The organism is Janthinobacterium sp. OK676, assembly GCF_900103595.1.
Taxonomy (GTDB): domain Bacteria; phylum Pseudomonadota; class Gammaproteobacteria; order Burkholderiales; family Burkholderiaceae_D; genus Janthinobacterium.
Genome location: NZ_FNHA01000001.1, coordinates 223806 through 246366, shown reverse-complemented (window position 1 = coordinate 246366; position 22561 = coordinate 223806). Strand labels below are relative to the sequence as shown.

The window sequence follows — 22561 nt, the reverse complement described above, 5'->3', positions numbered from 1 at the left end:
ATGAGTATGAGTCTGTTATTGACCCAACTGCTGAATGGCTTGCAGTTGGGGGTGTTGCTATTCCTGTTGGCGGCGGGGCTGACGCTGGTGTTCGGCATCATGAGCTTCGTCAATCTGGCGCACGGTTCGCTGTATATGCTGGGCGCCTACTTCGCAGCGAGCGCCTACACGCATACCGAGTCGTTCGGGCTGGCTCTGCTGGCTGGTGTGGGCGGCTGCGTGGTGCTGGGCTTCTTGCTTGAGCGATTAGCGATCTCCCGCTTGTACCGGCGCGATCACCTCGACCATGTGCTGGCCACCTTCGGCATGGTGCTGTTCTTCAATGAGCTGGTGCGTATCGTCTGGGGGCCGCAGCCTTACTTCCTGCCGGTGCCAGCTTTCCTGGAAAGTACGGTCGATCTGCTGGGCATCAGCTATCCGTCGTACCGCTTCGCGATCATCGTGGTTGGCTTGCTGGTGGCGCTGGGCGCGCATCTGTTGATGCACAAGACGCGCCTTGGCATGCTGATCCGCGCTGGCGCTGTCAATCCAGCCATGGTCGGCGCGCTAGGTGTGGACATCAAACTGCTCAACGCCTTGCTGTTTGCGCTGGGCGCGGCACTGGCGGGCTTGGCCGGCGTCATGGCCGGCCCCATTCTGTCGATCCAGTCCGGTATGGGCGAGCCGGTGCTGATCACCACCCTGGTAGTGATCGTCATCGGCGGCATCGGTTCGATCAGCGGGGCTTTCTATGCCGCGCTGATCGTCGGCGTGGCCGACACGCTGGGCCGCGCTTTCCTGCCAGCCTTGCTGCGCGAAGTCGCCAGTCGCGAGGTCGCCAATGCGGCGGGGCCGGCACTGGCATCGATGCTGATTTATGTTTTGATGGCGCTGGTGCTTGCCATCCGTCCGCAGGGCCTGTTCCCTGCAGGGAGAAGTTGATGAACACCATATCCCTGAAGCCAGCGGTGCTGGTCCCGCTGTTGTTGCTGCTCGCGTTGGCAGCCGTGCCAGCCATCGCGCAGTTGACGGAACAGCCATTTTATCTGGCGTTTTTCGCCCGCATCATCATTTATGCGATTGCCGCCAGCGCTTTGAACCTGGCGCTGGGCTTCGGCGGCCTGGTCAGCCTGGGTCATGCCTTGTTCCTGGGACTGGGCGCGTACAGCGTGGCGATTCCGGCGTTCCACGGCATCGACAACGGCTGGCTGCATTTGTTGTGTTGCGTGCTGGTGTGCGGCCTGGTCGGGCTGGTCACTGGCGCAGTCAGCCTGCGCACTTCCGGTATCGGCTTCATCATGATTACGCTCGCCTTCGCGCAGATGGGCTACTTTGTGTTTGTCAGCCTGAAGCAGTATGGCGGTGACGACGGCACCACCATCGCCGCTACCAGCAAGTTCTTCGGCGCCGATCTGGGGCAGGCCGGTACGGTGTACTGGGTGGCGCTTGCCTTGTTGGCGCTGGTGCTGTGGTGGACCGCGCGCTTGCGGGTGGCGCCGTTCGGCATGGTGTTGCGTGGCGCACGGCAGAATCCACGTCGCATCAATGCGATCGGCCTGCGCAGTACGCGCTACCAGTTGGGGGCGTATGTGCTGTCTGCAGTGTTGTGCGGCGTGGCCGGCATGCTGCTGGCCAATCTGACAGCCTTTGCCTCGCCGTCGACGCTGACCTGGATGATCTCCGGTGATCTGATCGTCATGATCGTACTAGGTGGTATCGGCACCGTGTTTGGCCCATTGCTGGGTGCGCTGGCTTTCCTCGGCCTGGAGGAAGTGCTGAAAATGGCTACCGAATACTGGATGGCCGTGTTTGGCCTGGTGATTGTACTGATCGGCGTGTTGGGCAAGGGCGGTATTGCCGGGCTGTTGGACAGCTGGGGCGCCCATCGGCCGGCCCCAACAGCGGCGAAGCCCAAGGCTGGGGTGCCGGTGCCTGCTGGAGAGCATCCATGAGCGCGCTCCAGACTTCGGCGCTGGTCAAGCGCTACGGCGGCATTCTGGTAACCGATCACGTTTCGCTCGATATTCGTCCTGGTGAGCTACATGCCATCATCGGCCCGAACGGTGCAGGCAAGACCACGCTGATCAACCAGCTCTCGGGCGAACTGGCTTCCAACAGCGGCGCCATCCATTTCAACGGCGAAGACGTTACCGGCTTGCCGATCGATCAGCGTGCGCGGCGTGGCTTGCTACGGTCGTATCAGATCACTTCGATCTTCGAGCAATTCACGGTGCGGGAAAATGTCACCCTGGCAGCGTTGGGAGCGCGCGAACACGGCTTCCGATTCTGGCAGCCGCTACTCGGTCGACGCGATCTGGCGCGGCAGGCCGACGAGGCACTGGCCGCGTGTGGATTGGCGCCTCAGGCGGAAGCCATGGCCGGCGATCTCGCCTACGGCCAACGGCGGCAACTGGAACTGGCGATGGCATTGGCCGCCAAGCCCAAATTCCTGCTGCTCGATGAGCCGATGGCCGGTATGAGTGTGCAGGAATCCCATGCTGTGATCCAGATGCTGGCGGGGCTCAAAGGTAAGTATTCCATCCTGTTGATTGAGCATGACATGGACGCGGTATTTGCGTTGGCCGACCGCATCACGGTGCTGGTGTACGGCAAGGTGATCTTCACCGGGACGTCGGATGAGATCAGGAACCATCCTGAAGTCAAGGCGGTTTATCTCGGAGAGGAGGGCATCGAAGCATGAGCACCTTACTGAAAATCGATGGCTTGCAGGCGTCCTATGGCCATGCACAAGCCCTGTTCGGCGTGTCGATGGCGGTCGATGCCGGTCAGGTCGTCACCCTGCTCGGGCGTAATGGCATGGGCCGCTCGACCACCATCAAATGCCTGTTCGGACTGCTGGCGGCGAAGGCCGGCAACATCGTCTTTGGCGGTCAGCCGCTGGCGCAGATGGCGTCGCACCAGATCGCGCGGCTCGGCCTGGGGCTGGTGCCGGAAGGCCGGCAGATCTTTACCAACCTGACGGTCGAGGAAAACCTGGTAGCCACCGCGCGTGTGCCGCGTGCCGGCAACCAGCTGGAGCCCTGGACTTTGCAGCGCGTGTATCGCTTCTTCCCGCGATTGCAGGAACGGCGTAGCAACCTCGGTTGGCAGTTGTCCGGCGGAGAACAGCAGATGCTGGCCATCGGCCGCGCGTTGATGACCAATCCCCGCCTATTGGTGCTGGACGAGGCGACCGAAGGACTGGCGCCGATCATCCGCACTGAAATCTGGAATGCGCTGGCGGCACTGAAGCGGGAAGGGCTGTCGCAAATCGTTATCGACAAAAACGTAGGGGCGCTGCTGAAACTGGCCGATCGTCACTACGTGATGGAGCGGGGCACCGTGGTGTGGAGCGGTGACTCACATCAACTGCGCGGCGAACCAGAAATTATTCATCAATACCTCGGAGTTTAAAATGTCAGAACGCATCCTTCACAATTATTTTCGCAGCTCGTCCGCCTATCGCGTCCGCATCGCGCTCAATCTGAAGGGATTGGCGTACCAATACGCTTCAGTGCACCTGAACCGGAATGGCGGCGAGCAGTTCGGCGCGCCGTTCGCTGCGCTCAATCCGCAGCGATTGGTGCCGGTGCTGAGCGAGCAGGGTATCGATATCAGTCAGTCGCTGGCGATTATCGAATACCTGGAAGAGCAATACCCTCACTCGCCGCTATTGCCTGAAGCCGCCGCTGACCGCGCCTATGTACGTCAGCTGTCGCTGGCGATGGCCTGCGATATTCATCCGCTCAACAACCTGCGGGTGCTGAAATACCTATCCGGTCCGATGGGCCAGCCCGACGATGTCAAACAAGCCTGGATTGCGCACTGGACCAAGGCAGGGCTGGATGCACTGGAGGAGGAGCTGGCGCGCGCGCCGCAACGCGGCCGCTTCTGTTTTGGTGATATGCCCAACATGGCGGACTGCTGCCTGGTGCCGCAACTGTTTAATGCGCAGCGCTTCAACATTGATCTTGCGCCTTATCCGACGCTGCGGGCAATTGATGCCGAATGCCAGAAGCTGGAGGCATTCGCGCAAGCCCATCCCGCACGCCAACCTGACGCCGAATAAGCGGCGTTGTAAGTAGTACCAAACTATAAAAACGGAGACAAAAATGAAAAATGCGATACAAGGCGCAGCCGCACTGCTGGCCGCCATCAGTGCTGGCACGGCGATGGCGCAAAGCTCGGTCACCATCTATGGCTTGCTGGACGAAGGCATTGTGCACACCACCAACGCCGATGCCGCCGGCCACTCGATCACTAAGATGCCGACCTTGACCGGCTCCTTCCCTTCACGCATCGGATTTCGTGGCACGGAAGATCTCGGCGGCGGCTTGCAGGCGGTGTTTACACTGGAAGCTGGTTTGTTGATGGATACCGGTGGTTTAAGCCAAGGTAACCGGCTGTTCGGCCGGCAGGCATCGGTCGGGCTGAAGGGCGATTTCGGCACCGTCACGATTGGCCGGCAAGTCAACATGACGTTCATGGCAATGCTCAAGTCGGATGTCATGGGGCCGAACCTGTTCTCGATCAGCAGCATCGACCCTTACATCCCCAATGCGCGCAGCGACAATGCGGTTGGTTATTACGGCGGGTTTAACAACGTAGTCGTGGGTGCTACCTACAGCACTGGCCGCGACAACTCAGCTGCGGGCGGCCCGGGCGGCACTAATTGCGGTGGCGAAGTCCCGGGCAACGCCAAGGCGTGTCGGCAAGTGACCGGCCTGGTGGGGTATGAAACGCCGGGCTACGGTTTCAACGTCGCCTATGACATCATGTACGGCAACACCGGCGCGGCCAACGGCCTTAGCAGCAGCAATAACAGCGACAAGCGCCTCATGCTGAACGGCTATCTCAAAGCTGGTGATGCCAGGATTGGCGCTGGTGTCATGGATCGTAGCACACGTGCGGTGACGGGGCTGACCGAGACCGATCTGTACTATCTCGGCGTAAGTTATCCGGTAACGCCGTTTGTCACGCTCGATACGCAGGTAGCGCGCCGCAACCAAAAAAGCAGCGACAACGATGTGACCATGCTGGTGGGCCGCCTGACCTATTACTTCTCGAAGCGTACAGCGGTGTATGCGGCGTTGGGGCGGATGAAAAATAGCGGCACCTCGGCGGTGTCGCTGGATGCTGGCGGAACGGTGGGAGCGGGGAAAGCGCAGAACGGTGTGATGACCGGTCTGCGCCATAGCTTCTAACGCTGCGCGAGCTTATCCGAAGAGTTTACCGGCACCGGCCCAGTCGGACGGCTTGACGTCTTCAAAAACGACGTAGATGTAGTTTGCGTCCGTGCCGGTGTGCTTGACGATGCTTTCGGTGATTTCGGCAGCAACCACTGCCTTGGTTTTGGCTTCTTTGCCTTCAAACCAGGTGACTCGTACGACAGGCATAATGTTCTCCAGGTGAGTAAAGGTTGTAGCTTAAAGTAGCGTCGGCTTTGGATAAACAGGCTGTGCCTCACCATAGCGTCAACTTATTATCTACAATGAGGCTCTGTTTTGCAGCAATGGAGCTGGTATGATCGAAATAGAATCATTAAGCGGCATCGCCACTTTTGTCGCCGTGGCGCGGTCATCAAGTTTTACCGAGGCCGGAGAAAGACTGGGAATTTCGAAATCAGCGGTCGGCAAGGCAGTCTCCCGGCTCGAGGAGCGGCTGGGCGTCAAGCTGTTTCATCGCACCACCCGCCACTTGTCGCTGACGGCGGACGGCGAGGCTTATTTCGGCGTCTGTGCGCAGGCACTGGAAGGAATAGCCGAGGCCGAAGGCAGCCTGGGTAGTCGTCTGCAGGAGCCAGCAGGCAGGTTACGGGTCGATATGCCGGCTGCCTTTGGTCGCAAAGTCATGCTGCCTATCCTGCTGGAGATTGGCAAGGCGTATCCGGCGCTGCAACTGACGCTGACCTTCACGGATCACGTCATCGACTTGCTGGAGGAGGGCGTTGACCTGGCCATCCGCTTTGGTGCTCTGGAAGATTCCAGCGACCTGGTGGCGCGTAAGCTGACCAGTCACCGCTGGGTGATTTGCGCCACCCCTGGGTATTTGCGCAAGTTTGGCAAGCCGCGCACGCTGGCGGACATTGCGGCGCACCGCTGCATTGTCGGCTATCGTCGCGGCAGGCCACTGGCGTGGCATCTGACCGAAGAGGGCGTGCCTAGCCGTTTTGCGCCACCACCGACGTATCAGATCAGCGATGGTGAAGCGATGATGGATGCCGCACTGGCCGGCATAGGACTGTGTCAGATGCCGTTGGCGCTGTTTCGGCAGCACATTGAAGCGAGCCAACTGGTAACCGTGCTCGACGAGTTCACCACGCATGAGGTTGATGTCCATGCGGTGTGGCCCAGGACCTCACACCTGCGGCCAAAGGTGAGGCATCTGGTGGACAAGTTGTTGGAGTTGGCGCAGCAGGGAAAATTAGACTAAAAATAATTCATGGGGAGACACCGTGATGTTCAGCGAAGCCGGTTTAAGATTATCCGATCGCTTCACCAGAGTCGCCACGCGCGACCTGGCTGAGGCAAGGTCAGCCATCGAGACACTGCAGGGCGCCTTTGTTGCGCGTCCGGCGCTGGCGCGTTCCGCCCGCGAACAGGCGGTGCATGTGCGGGCTGCCACTTGTGGCAATGTGGCGATCTCGACGTTCCAATTTGGTCGTACAGTCGAAATAGAGCCGCAGGGGTTGACGGGCGCAGTGCTGGTGACCACGGCAATTGCCGGCCGCGCTGGGTTAGGAACCCGCCACGGGCTCTATGGCGCGCAATGTGGCGCCACCTTTGTTTCGCAGGAAGAGGATCGGCCTGTGTTCCTGTACGAACCGGATACGGAAGTCTTGAAACTGCGGTTTGATCGCAGCCGCTTTGAAGCCTTCAGCCTCAAGCTGCACGACGAGGCACCGCACGGCAGCTTGCGCTTCGATTACCGGATGCCATCTTCGGAAGCCAGTCACCGCTGGACCACCTTGCTGCGTTTCGTGGTGGCGACGGTGAATGCTTCGCCGTCGGCGATGGAATTGGCCAGCATGGAAGAACTGCTGATGATGACCTTGTTGAACATCCAGCCTAGCAACTATCACGTCGACCAGACCAGCAATGCGGTCAAGGCTACGCCGCGACAGTTTCGTCAGGCGGTGGAATACATCAATCAACATCTGGAGGCCGACATCCGTCTCAGCGATATTGCTGACGCAGCTTCCTGTAGCATCCGTTCGCTGACGCGGGCGTTCCACCTCGCCAGCGACACCACGCCGATGCAGTATTTGCACGCCTTGCGTCTGCAGAGAGTCAGGGCTGAACTCTCGCAGGCGCGCTTGCACGACAAGACCATTGCCGACATCGCTTACCACTGGGGTTTTCGCCACCTCGGCGAATTTAACCGCAAGTACCGCGAGGTATTCGGCGAAACCCCTTCGGAGACGCGTGCCGTGGCTGCTCGTTAGTTTTCGAGCTTAGGGCCTGATGGTCTGCGCCACCACCTGGGCTGCGCCCGCAAGCGCGGCATCATTCGCATGTTCGCCCACGGTGACACGGTATTCGCCAGCCGCCACGCTCCAGCCATTGATTGCCGGATCGTAGTGCGCGAGGAGACGTGGATCGGCCACCAAGGTCACGCGCTGCCGCGCGCCCGGGTTCAACTGCACTTTGTCCCAGCCGATCAGGCGCAGCAGTGGCTTGCCTGCTGCCGACCTTAAATATACTTGTGGCACGTCGGCGCCGGCACGTGCGCCGGTATTGGTAATGTCAAAACTCACCGTCAAGGTTTTGCCGCCGGCGACCTGCAGATTCGAGACTGCGAAGCTGGTGTAAGAAAGGCCATAGCCGAACGGGAATAGCGGCGCTTGCTGGTTGCGGGCGAACCAGCGATAGCCGACGTCGGCGCCTTCATTCAGCACAATGTCGAAGGCGCTGTTCGGCGGCAAGCCCTGGCCAGGCAACTGGGGACGCGGCAATTGGTCCAGCGATTTGGGAAAGGTCATCGGCAGATGGCCGGATGGATTGACTTTGCCAAACAACACGTCAGCCAACGCGGCCGCGCCGTATTGTCCGGGGTACCAGGCTTCCAGTACCGCACCGCTGTCTTCAAGCCACGGCATCAGCACAGGATTGCCGGTCTCCAGTACCACCACCGTGCGCGGGTTGACGGCGGTGATGGCGGCAATCAGCGCATCCTGGCCTTGTGGCAAGCTCAGATCACTCACATCTTCGCCTTCACCGTTCCACTGTGTACCGAAAACAATGACCACCTCCGCATCCTTGGCCAGCGCGGCAGCGGCGGCGGGATAGCGGCCGTCGTTGAATACGATCTCGGCCTTCCCGGCATGGGCACGGATCGCGTCCAGCGGTGCCGGGCCGAACCAGAAGGCACGCCGGAACATCGTCTCCAGCGGGCCGACGCCGCCTAGCGGTTGGATCAGCGGTGGCGCGCCATACGGCGCTACCTGCGAAGAACCGCCACCGGACAGCACGCCGAGGCTGGCGTTACCACCAATGACGACAATGCGCTTGAGGTTGTCCCCCAGTGGCAGCAGGCGGTCGCGATTGCGTAGCAGGACCATGCCTTCGGCCGCAGCGCGCTGAGCGACTTGCGCGTGCGCGGCGTAATCGATAGGCGCTGGGGTGGCCGGATGTTCGAATAATCCCTGTGCGAACATTGAACGCAACATGCGGCGCGCCATGTCCGACACCCGGGACTGCGGAATAGTGCCGGCGGCGACCGCCTGTTTCAGTGGCTCGCCAAAGTAGACTTGCTGGTCCAGCTGTTCCCCGGATTGGTGATCGAGCACACGGGCTGCACCGACCGAATGCACGGCGCCCCAGTCCGACATGACCCAACCCCGGTAGTCCCAGTCCTGCTTCAGCACCTTGCCCAGCAATGCTTCGTTTTCGCACGCATATACGCCGTTGACTTTGTTATAGGCACACATGACCGCGCCAGGCTGGCCACGCTCAAGGGCCAGCTTGAATGCCAGCAGGTCGCTTTCCTGCATGGCGGCGTCGCCAATGACGATGTTGTGATGATTGCGGCCGTTCTCGTAAGCATTCAGCGCGAAATGCTTCATGGTCGAGACCACGTGCTGGCTCTGCACGCCGGCAATCGATTCACCGGCGAGGATGCCGGCCAGCAGCGGATCTTCGCCCAGGTATTCAAAGTTGCGCCCGCCGCGTGGGTCGCGCGCCAGGTTGACGCCGCCGGCAAGAAGTACGTTGAAGCCTTTGGCATGTGCCTCGCGCCCGATCAGTGCGCCGCTGGCCCGCGCTAGTTGGGTATTCCAGGTGGACGCCAGCGCCAACCCGGATGGCATGGCGGTGGCGCTGTCGCCTGGCCGGGAATTGAGCGGGTTGGTGACGCCCAGACTAGCGTCGCTTTCATGCAGCGCTGGTATGCCGAGTCGCGGCACGCCAGCGACGTAGCCGGCCGAGGCCATGACACTGGCCGGCTTCTTATAGTCGCCCAAGTCCATGGCGAGTGGACTGTGTAGCAGTCCGATGCGCTCGTCCTGCGTGAGTTGCTTCTCCAGCAGGCGGGCTCGTTCGTCCGGTGACAGACGGCTGTCGCGCCAGTCTGCGCCTGTGGCGAGACTGTGCGCAGCCAATGCGGCAATGATAATTGAAAAGCGTTTCAGCATGTAGTCTCCGGGAGTATTAGAATGTGGCGCCGACACGCAGGCCGGCCAGTCTTGGCGGCGCAATGCTGACGTTGCCGATCGGCTGTGCGGTGTACGAGGTCATCACGTTTTTATCCTCGATATTGCGCACATAAGCCTGCACATACCACGCACCGGCCGCTGGCGTATAGGTGAGCGTGGCGTCGCTCTTGTGAAAGCCATCCTGGCGATATTGGCGCGGGATGGAAAAATCGCTCAACACATAGGAGCTGCTGTAGCGTGTGCCGATGTGTCCACTGACCGAGGCGCCACTGGCAAGATCCCAATGATGGGTGTATCCAAGCCCAACTGAGCTGCGCGGTGATTTGTCCAGCCGCGCGCCGGACCAGTCGATGCTGGTGGTCGGATGATAGTTCTCGTAGGTGCTGTCCAGATAAGTCAGCGAGAAGTCGATCTTGTCGTTGTTGGTGATGGCATATTTTCCTTCCAGTTCCACGCCGGAGATCTTGGCCTTGGCAGCATTCCTTGTTTGTTGCGTGACTGCACCGTTGACCGGGTCCGCCACCAGCGAGGTCAGTTGGAGATTCTTGTAGTCATAGCGGAATATTGCAGCGGTCAGCTGAAGGCTGTTGTTGAGGAAACGGCCCTTGACGCCCGCCTCGAGCGAGGTCAGCTTTTCCGGATCGTAGGTCAGGAAGGGATTGGAGGCGGTGGTGCCATCGTTGAAACCACCGGCCTTGTAGCCGCTGGACAGGGTGGTGTAGAGCATGACCGACTTGCTTGGCGTGTAGTCGATGCCGAGCTTGCCGGTGGTCTGGGCATAGCTGACGGCAGCATCGTTGACATCGCGGGCAACCACCGGATTGCCATACAGCGAGAAACCCTGGCGCGATTTGTCGTCCTTGGTACGGCGCGCGCCTATGGTCAGGCGCAGGTCCGGCGACACGCTGTAGGTGAGGTCGCCAAACGCGGCCTTGGACTTCGAGATCGTTGGGTCCTGCACAAAGCGAAGTTCGCCGAGATCCGGAAAATTCAACACCTGGAAGTCCAGCCGCGATTGTTCCTTGAACCAGTATAGGCCGGCAATCGTGCGGAAGGCGCCAAATGTCGATGCCAGCCGCAACTCGTGCGAATTTTGCGTATAGCTGGCGTCGGCGTAGGTGTAGGTTGGCAGGGCGGACAGCCCAAAGCCGAACGGCTGCACTTCATCGCGGTCATAGCTGCGGTGTGCGGCCTGATATACAAGCTCACCGAGGCCGACATCGGCTTTCAACTCGGCGCTGTAGCCCTGCGCGCGATTGTGAATCTCGCCCTGAATATCGGGCGTGGCGGTACGTTGCGCGTCGCCGCTGGATGACAGGAAGCTGGTCACGGGTACTGCATACGGACCGGCGCCGCGCATTTCGCTGCTGTCGGCACTCAACAGCAGGCTGACCGAGGGGGCCAGCTTGAGCAGTGCATGGATGCGGCCCGAGATCGTATCTTCATCGTCGAAGTCGCGCTGCAAGCCCTGGGTCGAGCGCAGATAGCCGTCGTGCTTGCTGCCGGAAACCGCCGCGCGCAACGCCAGCGCATCGTTGACCTTGATGTTGAGCATGGCGTCAACCTTGCGCGTGCTGTAGTTGCCCACCTCGAACGCCGCACTGGCCTCGAAGCGGTCCGCCGGCTTGTTGGTAATCAGGTTGATGGCGCCGGCGGTGGCGTTGCGGCCGTACAGCGTGCCTTGCGGGCCGCGCAGCACTTCGACACGTTCAAGGTCGTAGAAGGCCAGTCCAGCTGACTGCGGCCGGGCGATATTCACACCATCGATGTTGAAGGAGGCCGATGGATCGCCTTTCTCGGTGTTGTCTGCGCTGCTGACACCCCGGATGGCAATCACTGTGGCACCGTTGCTGTTGGCCACCTGGACGTTCGGCACCAGGTCGGTAAGGCTGGATGCATTGACCGCGCCGGCGCTTTTCAAATCATCACCGCTGATGACGCTGAGCGCAACCGGCGTCTTGGACGCCGGCTGGGCAACACGTTGCGCCGTAACCATCACTTCGACGATCTTGCCCTGGTTGTTGCTCTCTTCTTCCGACAGGTTCTGCGCCTGGCTGATCCCGCACATCATCATCATGGCTATGGCGTGAGCGATAGGGCGCTTCTTGAATCCATTCATCTTAGGTCTCCTTGTAGTTGTTTGAATGTCTTGTTTTGTTGTGCGAGGAGGCTACGGGAAAGACCGATAGGGGAGATAACGGAATCTGGTCAACGGCAACGGAAAATTGCCAAAATTTGAAGCTTGTCGTTTGCTACCAAATTCTGGCCATTTCCCGTCAGCGCTGGCCACATTCCGTAAGACGGTCAGCCGTGATCGATCTACGCTGTGAAGAGATCGGACCCCGTCAGAGGGCCGGACATTAACCAGACTGGAGGAGACTATGTCGAACAAGGATCAGCAGGCGTCGCTGGAAGCGGCGTTTATTAAAGGCCGAATCGGCCGCCGCGACTTTATGCGCTTTATGGGCGCGGCCGGTTTGCTCGGCGCCGGCGTCAGTGCGCTCGCGGACAATCTTGACGCTATCCGCGCCAATCAGGCAGAACGCGGCAAGGCATTGCTGGACGCCTATGATTACATCGTTTGCGGTTCCGGCAGCGCCGGCTGCGCCATCGTTAACCGACTGGCGGCAGATCCGGAGGTGAAGATTCTGTTGATCGAGGCCGGCGACTGGGACACCGCGCCTTCCATCGCCGACCCACGCCAGTGGTTTACCAATCTGGGTACGCCGCGCGACTGGGCTTTTGTCTCGGAGCGCTCAGCGCACGTCAATAACCGTGCCATTCCAGAGCACATGGGACGAGTCGTCGGCGGCGGCAGCAGCATCAACGCCACCATTTGGGCGCGGCCGTTCAAGAAAAATCTTGACGACTGGGTTGCCGTGACTGGCGATCAGGATTGGGGCTATGAGCATGCGCTGGGGATCTATCGTCGCATGGAAAATTGGCAAGGCAAGCCCGACGCGCACTATCGTGGCCAGGGCGGTCCAGTCTGGTGCCAGCCTGCTCACGATCCGGCACCGATTGCTCCCGCCATGTTGCAGGCATGTGCTGCCCTCGGCTTGCCAGTGCTGGAGGACTTGAACGGCGCACGCGAAGAACGCGATATCGGTTTCGCGATGATGAACCAGATCATCAAGGACGGTCAGCGTCACAGTATGGCGCAAGCCTATCTGTACCCGGTGCTGGGGCAGAAAAACGTCACGCTGCTGGTGAATACCCATATTGACCGTCTCAGCTTGAGCGGCAATGAAGTGACAGGTGTTGAAATCACGCGTGACGGCAAGCCTCTGAAGGTGAAAGTCAACCGTGAAGTCATCCTGTCCACCGGAGCCATCAACACCCCCAAGCTGTTGATGTTAAGCGGCATCGGCGACCAGCAGGAACTGAAGCGTCACGGCATCAAGACCGTAATGCATGCGCCGGAAGTCGGCAAGAACTTCCAGGACCACATTCTGCACGGCGGCTGCCTGTGGGAATCTACCGCGCCCGGCGATTTGCGCAATAGCGGGGCAGAAGCGTCCGGCTTTATGCAAAGCAGCAAGCAGCGTCAGGGCGCGCCCGATCTTAACCTGGTGCAGATCGAACTTCCGTATGCGAGCGAAGTTATCGCCAAGAGCTACAGCCCACCTGGCAATAGCTGGGCGCTGTGCGCCGGCCTGGTGCAGCCTAAGAGCCGTGGCCATATTGCGCTCCGCTCGGATAAAAGCGGCGACAAGCCGGTGGTGCACGCGAACTTCCTGAGCCATGACGATGACGTCAAGGCACTCGCAGTCGGGATCGAGATGTGCCGTGACATCGGCAATTCCGCGCCTATGCGTGCGCATGTCAAGCGCGAAGTGGCACCAGCCAAAAAGCTGGTCGGCAAGGAAATGGCAGATTTTATTCGCAACGGCGCCACCACCTATTTCCACGAAAGCGGCACCTGCCGCATGGGCAAGGATGATCGGGCGGTGGTGGATAGCAAGCTGCGTGTGAATGGTATTAAACGCTTGCGTATCGCCGACAGCTCGATCATGCCGCAAATCGTCTCGGTCGCCACCATGGCCACCTGCGTCCTGATTGGCGAGCGGATGGCGGAAATTCTGAAGGCAGAAGCCTGATTATTAAAACAAAGGAGAACAGCATGGATACCAAACTCATCATCGACAATCAACATGTGGCCGCCGCTGGTGGCGCGACCTATGCCCGCATCAGCCCGACCTCTGGGCAGAAAGTGACGGTGGCTGCCGCCGCTACGGTGGACGACGCCAATAAAGCAGCAACCTCGGCTGGCGTTGCCTTTAAAAGCTGGTCGCTGACCAGCCCGACAGAACGCCGCCGCATCATGTTGAAGGCGGCCGATGCGCTGGAGGCGAAGACGCCGCAGTTTATCGAGGCGATGGCGAATGAGGTCGGCGCCTCGGAATTGTGGAGCGGCTTTAACGTGATGCTGGCCGCCAATCTGTTCCGCGAAGCGGCTGGCCTTGCCACGCAAATCCAGGGCGAAACCATCCCAACCGACAAGCCGGGCGCGCTGTCGATGACGGTGCGCCAGCCGGCCGGCGTGGTGCTCAGCATCGTGCCGTGGAATGGCCCGGTGGTGCTGGCGGCGCGGGCCATTGCCTATCCGCTGGTGTGTGGCAACACGGTAGTGTTCCGGGCCTCGGAGGCGAGCCCACGTACCCATCTGCTGGTCGCAGAGGCGTTGCTGGATGCCGGCCTGCCGCCGGGTGCACTGAACTTCCTGACCAACGACCCGGCCGATGCCGCCGACGTTATCGATGCGCTGATCGCCCATCCAGCCGTACGCCGCATCAACTTCACCGGCTCGACCAAAATCGGCCGCATCATCGCGCAGAAGGCTGCTACCCAGCTGAAACGCTGCCTGCTGGAGCTGGGTGGCAAGGCGCCGCTGGTGGTGCTGGATGACGCCAATGTCGACGCGGCGGTGCGGGCAGCGGTATTCGGTTCGTTCCTGTATCAGGGACAGATTTGCATGTCGACCGAGCGCCTAGTGGTGGACACGGCGGTGGCCGACGAGTTTGTACGCAAGTACGCGGCACGCGCCCAGGAGCTGCCGGTTGGCGATCCGGCCAAGACCGCAGGTTGCGTGATCGGCCCGATGGTGAGCAACGAGAATGGCGCACGGTTGAATGCATTGATCGATGACGCAGTCAGCAAGGGGGCCAAGCTGGTGTGTGGCGGCCACGCCGAAGGCGCAATGATGCCAGCCACCATCCTGGACCATGTCACGCCCGACATGCGTATTTACGACGAGGAGACCTTTGGTCCGATCACCACCGTGGTGCGGGTGCAAGGTGCTGAAGAGGCGGTACGGGTAGCCAATGATACTGCCTACGGCCTGTCCGCAGGCGTGTTCGGCCACGACGTCCACCGCGCACTGTCGGTGGCGCTGCAGATCGATGCCGGCTGCGTGCACGTGAACGGCGCAACGGTGCAGAACGAGGCGCAGTCGCCATACGGCGGCACCAAGCACAGCGGCTATGGCAAGTTCGATGGCCGCGCTGTCATCGATGAATTCACGGAACTCAAGTGGATCACCATCGAGCCGGAAAATCAGCAATACCCATTCTGATAAAAATAATAGAGGAGACAAATCATGAAAAGTAACCGAGGTATCCGCACGCGCTGCACTGCGGCAGCCGTGTTCGGCGTCGCGCTGTGTGCGCCTGCGCTCGCCACCGAAGGCGGCGGCAGCATCTATCCGAACGGCGTGGAAAACTTCCTGGTCGGCGCCATGCCGCCTCCGGGATTCTATCCGCTGGTGTACGCCACCAGCTACCATGCGACAGAACTGCGCGATGATCGCGGCAACGATATTGCCGCTGCCATCGGTGGCTTCAAGGCGGACGTGGCCGGTGTGATTCCACGCTTCATCTGGGTAACCGACCAAAAGGTGCTCGGTGGTCAGTTGGCCGTGCATGCAATTGTTCCGCTGCTGAATGTCGATGTCCGTGTTGGGTCGAATAAGAACCGCAACACCGGCATCGGCGACATCAATCTGGCAGCGGCACTCGGCTATCACGTCTCGCCGGAGCTACATTACGTGGTGGCCCTGGAGACCAATGCGCCGACCGGGCGTTACGACCGCAACGATGTCGCCAGTATCGGCCGTAACTACTGGAACATCGAGCCGCTGATTGCCATCTCTTACATTCAGTCCAAAGGGCTGAATGCAGATCTGAAGCTGATGTACGACTACAATTTCCGCAACAAGGACACCGACTATAAATCCGGCCAGGAGTTGCACGCGGACTATGCGTTGGGCTGGGGGATGGGTAATGGCTGGGCCCTGGGCGTCAGTGGCTACATCTATCGCCAGATCAGCGATGATAAAGTTGGCGGCGTGGCGGTAGCGGGCGGGAACCGTGGGCGGGCGTTTGCGATCGGTCCGTCGCTGCGCTATCAAAATGATAAAGGCTGGATGATCACCGCGAAGTACGAGCGGCAGTATGAGGTTCGTAACCGTTCCTCAGGCGGCGCGTTCTGGATCAAGACGCTGATTCCGCTTTAGCAGCGAAGTGCCCGGCGGCAGCGTCTTCTCAAGTGAACTGCATGGAGATGCTGCCGAGCCCGTCGTAGTCTACGGTTATGCAATCGCCTGCATGCACCGGCACCGCCTCGGTGGCACCCCCCGTCATGATCAGCACCTCTGCGGGGATATACCTGCCGCGCGAGCCCAGCATATTAGCCAACATCGCCACACTGGCGGCGGGATGGCCGAGTACATCGGCGCCTGAACCGACTGCTGCGACAATGCCGTTCTTGCGTAACGAAATTTTGAGATGTGGCAGATCCAGGCTGGTGACGTCGAGGTGGCGCTCGCCGACCACATAGCGCGCTGCCGAGGTATTGTCGGCGATGACGCTCCTGGCGTCGAACCGAAAATCCTGATAGCGGGAATCGATCACTTCCACTGCTGCGACGATATATGCGGTGGCTGCCAGTACATCCTCGATCTGGCAATCCGGCCCGCGTAAGGGGTGCTTGAGAACGAAACCGATCTCCGCTTCGACCTTGGGGTGTATCAGTTGTGCTGTGCTGATCTCGGCGCCGCTGTGAAGCGCGTGATCGGCATTGAGAAAGCCATAGATCGGTTCTGAAACGCCCATCTGCCGGATCTTGGCGGCTGAGGTCAGTCCCATTTTCAATCCCCGGACATTTGCACCGCGCGCAGCCTTGGCGTCGCGAATGGCGTCCTGAATGGCATAGGCATCTGCCAGATCTATTTCCGGATGTTCATCGGTGAGCATGCTGATCGGTGCGGCGTTTAGTTCCGCCTGCTCCAGACGGTGGGCTAAGGCGACAATAGAGGGGGCGGGGAGTGTCATTGCGGAGTTGTTCTGGTGTTGGAGACGCCCAGCCTCGGCTGGGCGTATCAAGCTTATTGCTTGATGCCTTCTGCCTGAATGCGCAGCGTGACTGGCATCTTGAAGCCGTAGCCCTTGCCGTAGTCGATACCGAAATCTTCACGGCTAAACGTGGCGATCGAGTCGGTGCCGCAGACTTCTTTCTTCATCATTGGATTCTCAAAGCATTTGTACGACAGCACTTTGAGGTTGAGCGGCTTGGTTACGCCATGCAGCGTCAGTTCGCCGATCACCTCGACTGGAACGTTGCCTTTGAATTTAAACGAGGTGCCCTTGTAGCTGGCGGTCGGGAACTTAGCGGTATCGAAGAACTTGTCGCCCTTCAGCTCAGCATCCAGCACGCCGTTGCCGATGTCGACCGAGTTCAGGTCGATGGTCACGTCCAGCGTGCCTTTTTTAGCGGTGGTGTCCAGCGTGAAGCTGCCGCTGCTCTTGTTGAACTTGCCGCGCCATACCGATACGCCACCGAAGTGGTCGGTTTCAAAGCTCGGGTAGGTGTGGCTAGGATCGAGTTGATAAGTGGCTTCGGCGGCGCCGGCGCTCAGCGAGACGCCGAGGCTCATCAGGGCAGCGATCAGAAAGGTACGTTTCATGGTTTTCTCCAGGTTGGGATGATATGGGGCAGGCGGCAAGCCGCCCACCGCTTTGCTTATTGAATGCCGATCCAGCTTGGGGCGATGCTGGTGCCGAGACCTGCGCCGTAGCCGAAGTAGATGTTCAGGCCGCCGAGCGGTTCGAGGTAGCGCGCATTTTTAAGTGGGCCCGCATCGACCGGTGCGAAGCCGATGCTGTCGATCAGGCTGCGCACGGTTTCACGGCCTTGCTCGGTATCAGCGGCGAAGTAGACCGGAATCTTTTGGTCATTCAGTTCCGGGCCGCCCGCCAGTATCTGGGCGAATACGGTATTGAACGCTTTGACCACTTGCGCACCCGGAATCGCGGCGGCGATTTGCTCCGCTGCCGAAGTGCTGTGGCCGATGGTCAGGCCCATGTAGTCAGCGGTCAGCGGATTGGTAATGTCGATGACCACGCGGCCATCCAGGTTGCCCAAGGCTTGCAACGCAGGTACCGCATCGGCAAAGCCGGTGGCAACGATCACCACGGCCGACTCGCCAAGCGCGCTGGCTGCAGGCGCGGCTTTGACACCGGCGAACTCGGCGGCCAGTTGGGTTGCCTTGTCCAGGTCGCGGGCGGTGATGGTGATCTGGTGGCCAGCTTTGGCCAGTTGTTGTACCAGGCCACGGCCCATGTTGCCGGCGCCAATAATCGTGATATTCATCTGTTGCTCCTTTAAGTTGGCCACCAGGCGGTAGCCGATGAATAGACTTTACCGATATCTCGCAGCGAGATAAATATGGCTTAGAATGATTGTTTGTTCCGAATTCCGAGCCAATGGACAGATTCCAGGAAATGAAAGTTTTCGTCGCGGTGGTCGACAACGGCAGCTTTGTGCGTGCCGCCGAGGCGCTCAACAGCTCGAAGGCAGCGGTCTCCCGGCTGCTAGCCGATCTGGAGCGACGCTTGGGCGCACGGCTGCTGAACCGCACCACCCGCACGCTATCCCTAACCGATGACGGGAAAATGTTTTATGCGCGCTGCACCGAGTTGCTCAACGCGCTGGAGGAAGCCGAGTCTGAGCTCAATACGCGTACCGGAGAGGCGGCAGGGCACTTGCGCGTCACCGCGCCGGTCACCTTCGGAAACAACCTGCTGGCGCCGCTGTGGGGCGACTTCCTCGCGCAACACCCGAAGGTGTCGCTCGACGTGAATTTGTCTGACCGCACGGCGGATTTGGTGGAAGAGGGGCTGGACCTAGCGGTCCGGATCTCACGCTCGCCACACCCAGTGTTTATCGCACGCAAGCTGGCAACTACGAGAATGGTGCTGTGCGCCTCACCAGAATATTTGGCAAGGCATGGGACGCCGCTGCATCCGCAGGAAATCGTGGCGCACGAGGTCGTGTCTTACACCTATTGGTCATCGCGCGATGAATGGGAGTTCAAACGCGCCGACGGCGTCGTTGAAACAGTCAAGACGCGGCCACGCATGCACGCTAATAGCGGCGATACCTGTGTGGCCGCCGCACTGAAACACCATGGCATCGTGATGCAGCCGGATTTCCTGCTATATGAGGCGTTGCGTTCGGGCGCACTGGTGCGCCTGCTGCCTGAATACGAGGCGGTAGAACTGGGCATCTACGCGGTCTATGCCTCGCGCCGGCAACTGCCTTTGAAGTTGCGCTATATGATCGATTTTCTAGTTGAGTCGTTTCAGGCGCCAGTCTGGCGCGATTAGCGGCTTGCGGTGTGCTCGCAAGCTAATCCCCGATCTTCAGCTTGGAGCCGTCTACTGTGGTCACCATGCGTTAAAGTGCCTGCTCACACTTACTGCTGAACTGCACCATGATTTGGACGCAGGGATGTGCCCCTATCTGTCCCGAACGGTGGTTGATCTGCGTTGTCGCGCCGGAGTCGCTCACGTCTTCACCCCAATGAATGTCGCCCGGGCCCATCTCAATCCGTTGCCCATCCTGGGTTTCGATGAACCATCTACCAGTCAACACGATTACCCATTGCAAAGCAGGGCTAGGATGCCATTCTCCGACCCAGCCGACAGGCATGACGTTGAACCAAACTGCCTTTGCATTGCCCTGAAACTCACGCATCCAGAATGGATCTGCATCGCCGCTAACACTCTTGCGGATGAAATCCGCCAGTTCCTGTCGCTCAATAGTCGATTGGCCATCGGCGTTTGGCTTCATATGCCAGAATGGCACCGTGGGCGGAGTTTCCGGATCGCCCGCATCAGACTCCATTTTATCCAGCTGGCTTTTCATGCTTGCCTTTCATGCGACGAACGCATTCAAAATTCAAAGAGTGAGCGAATAATCACGACCAATGTTAAACGCTTTGTTGCAATCGCAACGTTCACGGGTTCAACGTGTGCGCTTGGTTTGCCAACGGTACTTTGCGAAGGAAAAGTAGTGTCGCTACCAGGGCACAGCAGGCCGTCAGCATGGCGTGCGACATCCCGCGCATAAAGTTGGCGCTGTCTCGTGAAGAGATCAAGGTGCCAAATAACGCCACGCCGACTACGCCCCCCATCTGCCGGGCCGTCGCCATCAAACCGGAGGCTACACCAGCGTCATTTTTGCTCACTGCCGACAGCATCGAGTTAGTGATGGAGGGAACGGACACTGCGCTGCCAATGCCAACCAATACCAACGCTGCATTGAGCCAACCAACCGGCGTTGTTGCGCTTAACCGAGAAAGAGCGAGAAAACCTGCAGCTTGCAACAGAAAGCCGACCGTGATGATGCGGTTTGCGCTAACAGTGCGTGCAACCCGTGATGACACTACTGAGGAAGCAGTCAAGACGGCGGTGAGTGGAATGAACGCGACCCCGGTTTGTAGTGGGCTGTAGTGCAAAATGGTCTGATAGTAGATGCTAAGGGCAAACACGGTGCCGTAAAAAGTCATATTGATGACGGCCCCGCACAACGAAGCCGATGCCAGAACCCGGTTCGTCGCGAGCCTGCGGGGCAGCATAGGGCAGGTAGCCGTTTTCTCGATTCGTACAAAGAGGGGAGCAAGTAAAAGCGCGAGAACAAGCGCAATCACAGGCGCTGCAGTCCACCCCTCGTTGCTGGATTCCGTGAGGGCGTAAGTCAGCGCGGCCAGGCATATTGCTGAGACGCTCTGACCTTGAATGTCCAACTTCCGCGCTACCTGCGGGGAAGCGGAACCGTAACGCATGATCAGGACAATCGCTGACGCGCCGATTGGTACGTTCAGCAAGAATATACTGCTCCAGCCAAGATGTTGGATCATCAAGCCGCCAAGAACCGGCCCGGCTGCGAGTGCCAAACCGCCGCACGCGCCCCAAATAGCCACGGCGGACGCGCGCTGAATGGGATCTGTGAATGAAATCCGGATGATCGTCAGCGACGTCGGCAGGAGCAGAGCCGCTCCAATGCCCTGAAGCAGGCGCATGGTGATTAACTCGGTCAAGCTATGCGCAAGGCCACAGCCGATCGACGCTAGCGTGAACGTCACGAAGCCGAAAACGAAAACCGCCCGTGCGCCAAACTTGTCGCCCAGCACACCGCCCAGAATAAGCAATGCAGAAAATATCAGCGCATAGCTGTTGATGACCCATTGCAGACCTGTCAGGTCGGTAGAGAAGGCAGCTTTAAGCGGACCGAGTGCGACGTTCACGACGCTAACGTCGAGTTGCACGACGAGAAAGCCTAGGCAGGCAGCGATCTGGATCGCGATATGGGCGGGCGTCAAACGGGAGGTCATGGCTCTGGCTTACTGCTTGAACTTGAGCTTGGAGCCGTCGAAGGTGGTCACCATGCCGGCCATCATGCCGTCATGGGTGATGTAAGCATCCGACCCGTAATAAGGCTCCGCTAGGAACGGCGCTTCGGCCTTCCAATACACTACCAGCGTGTCGCCGAATATGGCGGTGCTTTGTGGAATGAAGCGGATGCCTTTCAAGCCGTTGGGACGTGGCGTGACGAAGCCAACAAACAGCTTGCCGATGGCTTCACGGCCTTTGCTGACCTGGCCGTCCAGCATGTGGACTTCGCCATTTTCCGGGAATTGTGCGACCAGGCGATTCCAGTCGCTTTTGTCGACCGCGTCCAAGTGCTCTGCCAATACCTTTTCTGGCGTTGCTTGCGCTTTCATCGGTGGCAGTGGCAGCGCGTCGGCCGACCAGGCGCTGGCGCTTGCAAGTGCGCAGATCGTGGTAGCAAGGGTCAGGCGGCGTAGGGTGTTATTCATGTTGGGGTCCTCGTTAACGTTGTTTGATCTACTGATTGGGGTGGAGCTTCAACGGCTTCCAGCTTAGATTCCTGAAATAGCCGACCGTGCCGGATTCGATCCAGAAGCCGATGCCGCCATGCTGTGCTGCGCCATGCTTCAAGTCTGTAACGATCAGCGCCGGCCGCGCTGCGTCGTTGACGTAGAGCCGCGCAGCGTCGCCGCGCACCTCAATGCTGAGATGTGTCCATTGATCAAGCGCGACGTCGACATAGGATTCGTATTTCTCAGGCGACTCGCGCCGCAGTCGGGCGAAGTCGAAATCCGGATAGGAGAAATACTGGGCCGAGTGATTGCGTCGAACCTGATCGTCAACCTGACTGTTGGCCGGGCGTAGATACAGACCTTCAAAACTCAGGTTGTCGCTAATACGGAATGCGACGCCGATGAAGCCTCGGGCGTACGCCGGCGCATCGGCGGCCAGCGTGCTCGCCACGTCAAGTTCGATCGTACCGTCGGTAAAATCCACCGGCAGCCACGCCAGCATGGCGCGATCCGTGAGGACTTCTGTATCCGGATTCTGGTACGACGTCGCAGGCATGGACATCTTGAATGCCTGCTGACCCAGATATTGGCTTTGTTGCAGTTGCACGCCCCTTACTTGGAAGCCGGCGATATCCTGATTGCCAACCTGATGTACATTCTGCGCGTTCGCCACAAGCACTCCTGTAGCTGACAAGGTCATCATTAAAAAATATCGCCTTAAGTTGCGTGCGCTCGCCTTCATTTCA

Annotated in this window: 22 protein-coding genes; 12 read left to right on the top strand and 10 right to left on the bottom strand. The window is 59.6% G+C overall.

Features of this window, described 5'->3' with window-relative positions; genetic code table 11:
• From BLU39_RS01150 to BLU39_RS01125, 6 genes are read left to right on the top strand one after another with little or no spacing between them, the layout of a single operon-like run.
• Positions 1-921: a branched-chain amino acid ABC transporter permease gene (locus BLU39_RS01150; RefSeq protein ID WP_090185719.1), complete on the top strand. Its 921-nt coding sequence runs from the start codon at positions 1-3 to the stop codon at positions 919-921.
• Positions 921-1931 carry a branched-chain amino acid ABC transporter permease gene (locus tag BLU39_RS01145; protein ID WP_092708501.1) on the top strand — a complete coding sequence of 337 codons (1011 nt, stop codon included), beginning with the start codon at positions 921-923 and terminating at the stop codon, positions 1929-1931. Before BLU39_RS01150 ends, BLU39_RS01145 begins: the two co-directional genes overlap by 1 nt.
• The gene (locus tag BLU39_RS01140; protein ID WP_092708498.1) at positions 1928-2680 is read left to right on the top strand and encodes an ABC transporter ATP-binding protein; all 753 of its coding nucleotides are present in this window, start codon (positions 1928-1930) and stop codon (positions 2678-2680) included. Before BLU39_RS01145 ends, BLU39_RS01140 begins: the two co-directional genes overlap by 4 nt.
• A complete protein-coding gene (locus BLU39_RS01135) occupies positions 2677-3393 on the top strand; it encodes an ABC transporter ATP-binding protein (protein ID WP_092708495.1) in 717 nt (238 codons plus the stop codon). The genes BLU39_RS01140 and BLU39_RS01135 overlap by 4 nt, the downstream gene beginning before the upstream one ends.
• A gap of 1 nt (position 3394) precedes the next feature.
• Entirely contained in the window at positions 3395-4048 is a 654-nt protein-coding gene (gene maiA / locus BLU39_RS01130; RefSeq protein ID WP_092708492.1) for a maleylacetoacetate isomerase, read from the top strand.
• Positions 4049-4091: 43 nt separating this feature from the next.
• Positions 4092-5183, top strand: coding sequence for a porin (locus tag BLU39_RS01125; RefSeq protein WP_092708489.1), 1092 nt, complete (start codon positions 4092-4094; stop codon positions 5181-5183).
• Positions 5184-5195: 12 nt separating this feature from the next.
• Here the strand turns inward: BLU39_RS01125 and BLU39_RS01120 are convergent, their stop codons facing one another.
• Complete coding sequence (locus BLU39_RS01120; RefSeq protein WP_090185740.1) at positions 5196-5375, bottom strand: tautomerase family protein; 180 nt, start codon at positions 5373-5375, stop codon at positions 5196-5198.
• A 127-nt stretch (positions 5376-5502) separates the two neighbouring features.
• Between BLU39_RS01120 and BLU39_RS01115 the strand changes: the two genes are divergently transcribed.
• The gene (locus BLU39_RS01115; protein WP_092708486.1) at positions 5503-6411 is read left to right on the top strand and encodes a LysR family transcriptional regulator; all 909 of its coding nucleotides are present in this window, start codon (positions 5503-5505) and stop codon (positions 6409-6411) included.
• Positions 6412-6436: 25 nt separating this feature from the next.
• On the top strand, positions 6437-7423 hold the full coding sequence (locus tag BLU39_RS01110) for an AraC family transcriptional regulator (protein ID WP_092708483.1): 987 nt from the start codon (positions 6437-6439) through the stop codon (positions 7421-7423).
• Between the two features lie 9 nt (positions 7424-7432).
• Here the strand turns inward: BLU39_RS01110 and BLU39_RS01105 are convergent, their stop codons facing one another.
• Positions 7433-9610: a beta-glucosidase gene (locus BLU39_RS01105; protein WP_092708480.1), complete on the bottom strand. Its 2178-nt coding sequence runs from the start codon at positions 9608-9610 to the stop codon at positions 7433-7435.
• 16 nt (positions 9611-9626) lie between these two features.
• A complete protein-coding gene (locus BLU39_RS01100; protein ID WP_092708477.1) occupies positions 9627-11750 on the bottom strand; it encodes a TonB-dependent receptor in 2124 nt (707 codons plus the stop codon).
• Between the two features lie 262 nt (positions 11751-12012).
• Here BLU39_RS01100 and BLU39_RS01095 point away from each other — a divergent pair, with 262 nt between their 5' ends.
• From BLU39_RS01095 to BLU39_RS01085, 3 genes are read left to right on the top strand one after another with little or no spacing between them, the layout of a single operon-like run.
• On the top strand, positions 12013-13731 hold the full coding sequence (locus BLU39_RS01095; protein WP_092708473.1) for a GMC family oxidoreductase: 1719 nt from the start codon (positions 12013-12015) through the stop codon (positions 13729-13731).
• A 23-nt stretch (positions 13732-13754) separates the two neighbouring features.
• A complete protein-coding gene (locus tag BLU39_RS01090) occupies positions 13755-15206 on the top strand; it encodes an aldehyde dehydrogenase (protein ID WP_090185766.1) in 1452 nt (483 codons plus the stop codon).
• A 24-nt stretch (positions 15207-15230) separates the two neighbouring features.
• On the top strand, positions 15231-16145 hold the full coding sequence (locus BLU39_RS01085; protein WP_092708470.1) for a SphA family protein: 915 nt from the start codon (positions 15231-15233) through the stop codon (positions 16143-16145).
• A gap of 28 nt (positions 16146-16173) precedes the next feature.
• Here BLU39_RS01085 and dmpH read toward each other — a convergent pair whose 3' ends face one another.
• Genes dmpH through BLU39_RS01070 form a run of 3 tightly spaced genes read right to left on the bottom strand, consistent with a single transcriptional unit; the run spans position 16174 to position 18280 of the window.
• Entirely contained in the window at positions 16174-16962 is a 789-nt protein-coding gene (gene dmpH, locus BLU39_RS01080; RefSeq protein ID WP_092709820.1) for a 2-oxo-3-hexenedioate decarboxylase, read from the bottom strand.
• 53 nt (positions 16963-17015) lie between these two features.
• On the bottom strand, positions 17016-17594 hold the full coding sequence (locus BLU39_RS01075; protein WP_090185779.1) for a YceI family protein: 579 nt from the start codon (positions 17592-17594) through the stop codon (positions 17016-17018).
• Positions 17595-17650: 56 nt separating this feature from the next.
• Positions 17651-18280 carry an NADPH-dependent F420 reductase gene (locus tag BLU39_RS01070; RefSeq protein ID WP_092708467.1) on the bottom strand — a complete coding sequence of 210 codons (630 nt, stop codon included), beginning with the start codon at positions 18278-18280 and terminating at the stop codon, positions 17651-17653.
• A gap of 113 nt (positions 18281-18393) precedes the next feature.
• Between BLU39_RS01070 and BLU39_RS01065 the strand changes: the two genes are divergently transcribed.
• Positions 18394-19296, top strand: a complete 903-nt coding sequence (locus BLU39_RS01065) for a LysR family transcriptional regulator (protein WP_092708464.1) — start codon at positions 18394-18396, stop codon at positions 19294-19296.
• A gap of 70 nt (positions 19297-19366) precedes the next feature.
• On the opposite strand, the gene BLU39_RS01060 is transcribed toward BLU39_RS01065, so the two are convergent.
• The 4 genes from BLU39_RS01060 to BLU39_RS01045 form a co-directional block, all read right to left on the bottom strand.
• Positions 19367-19837: a cupin domain-containing protein gene (locus tag BLU39_RS01060; RefSeq protein ID WP_092708461.1), complete on the bottom strand. Its 471-nt coding sequence runs from the start codon at positions 19835-19837 to the stop codon at positions 19367-19369.
• A 91-nt stretch (positions 19838-19928) separates the two neighbouring features.
• Positions 19929-21305 (bottom strand): MFS transporter, encoded by a 1377-nt coding sequence (locus tag BLU39_RS01055; protein ID WP_092708458.1) that lies wholly within the window; start codon positions 21303-21305, stop codon positions 19929-19931.
• Between the two features lie 9 nt (positions 21306-21314).
• The gene (locus tag BLU39_RS01050; protein WP_139178102.1) at positions 21315-21791 is read right to left on the bottom strand and encodes a nuclear transport factor 2 family protein; all 477 of its coding nucleotides are present in this window, start codon (positions 21789-21791) and stop codon (positions 21315-21317) included.
• A 28-nt stretch (positions 21792-21819) separates the two neighbouring features.
• Positions 21820-22518, bottom strand: a complete 699-nt coding sequence (locus BLU39_RS01045) for a hypothetical protein (protein WP_254788846.1) — start codon at positions 22516-22518, stop codon at positions 21820-21822.
• Between the last annotated feature and the right edge of the window lie 43 nt (positions 22519-22561).

Coding starts and splice junctions, on each gene's coding strand:
- BLU39_RS01100 (WP_092708477.1), bottom strand. CDS start 11,750: ATGAATGGATTCAAGAAGCGCCCTATCGCTCACGCCATAGCCATGATG.
- BLU39_RS01070 (WP_092708467.1), bottom strand. CDS start 18,280: ATGAATATCACGATTATTGGCGCCGGCAACATGGGCCGTGGCCTGGTA.
- BLU39_RS01150 (WP_090185719.1), top strand. CDS start 1: ATGAGTATGAGTCTGTTATTGACCCAACTGCTGAATGGCTTGCAGTTG.
- BLU39_RS01140 (WP_092708498.1), top strand. CDS start 1,928: ATGAGCGCGCTCCAGACTTCGGCGCTGGTCAAGCGCTACGGCGGCATT.
- BLU39_RS01120 (WP_090185740.1), bottom strand. CDS start 5,375: ATGCCTGTCGTACGAGTCACCTGGTTTGAAGGCAAAGAAGCCAAAACC.
- BLU39_RS01055 (WP_092708458.1), bottom strand. CDS start 21,305: ATGACCTCCCGTTTGACGCCCGCCCATATCGCGATCCAGATCGCTGCC.
- BLU39_RS01045 (WP_254788846.1), bottom strand. CDS start 22,518: ATGATGACCTTGTCAGCTACAGGAGTGCTTGTGGCGAACGCGCAGAAT.
- dmpH (WP_092709820.1), bottom strand. CDS start 16,962: ATGACACTCCCCGCCCCCTCTATTGTCGCCTTAGCCCACCGTCTGGAG.
- BLU39_RS01105 (WP_092708480.1), bottom strand. CDS start 9,610: ATGCTGAAACGCTTTTCAATTATCATTGCCGCATTGGCTGCGCACAGT.
- BLU39_RS01060 (WP_092708461.1), bottom strand. CDS start 19,837: ATGAAAAGCCAGCTGGATAAAATGGAGTCTGATGCGGGCGATCCGGAA.
- maiA (WP_092708492.1), top strand. CDS start 3,395: ATGTCAGAACGCATCCTTCACAATTATTTTCGCAGCTCGTCCGCCTAT.
- BLU39_RS01110 (WP_092708483.1), top strand. CDS start 6,437: ATGTTCAGCGAAGCCGGTTTAAGATTATCCGATCGCTTCACCAGAGTC.
- BLU39_RS01090 (WP_090185766.1), top strand. CDS start 13,755: ATGGATACCAAACTCATCATCGACAATCAACATGTGGCCGCCGCTGGT.
- BLU39_RS01095 (WP_092708473.1), top strand. CDS start 12,013: ATGTCGAACAAGGATCAGCAGGCGTCGCTGGAAGCGGCGTTTATTAAA.
- BLU39_RS01085 (WP_092708470.1), top strand. CDS start 15,231: ATGAAAAGTAACCGAGGTATCCGCACGCGCTGCACTGCGGCAGCCGTG.
- BLU39_RS01075 (WP_090185779.1), bottom strand. CDS start 17,594: ATGAAACGTACCTTTCTGATCGCTGCCCTGATGAGCCTCGGCGTCTCG.
- BLU39_RS01135 (WP_092708495.1), top strand. CDS start 2,677: ATGAGCACCTTACTGAAAATCGATGGCTTGCAGGCGTCCTATGGCCAT.
- BLU39_RS01125 (WP_092708489.1), top strand. CDS start 4,092: ATGAAAAATGCGATACAAGGCGCAGCCGCACTGCTGGCCGCCATCAGT.
- BLU39_RS01115 (WP_092708486.1), top strand. CDS start 5,503: ATGATCGAAATAGAATCATTAAGCGGCATCGCCACTTTTGTCGCCGTG.
- BLU39_RS01145 (WP_092708501.1), top strand. CDS start 921: ATGAACACCATATCCCTGAAGCCAGCGGTGCTGGTCCCGCTGTTGTTG.
- BLU39_RS01050 (WP_139178102.1), bottom strand. CDS start 21,791: ATGAATAACACCCTACGCCGCCTGACCCTTGCTACCACGATCTGCGCA.
- BLU39_RS01065 (WP_092708464.1), top strand. CDS start 18,394: ATGGACAGATTCCAGGAAATGAAAGTTTTCGTCGCGGTGGTCGACAAC.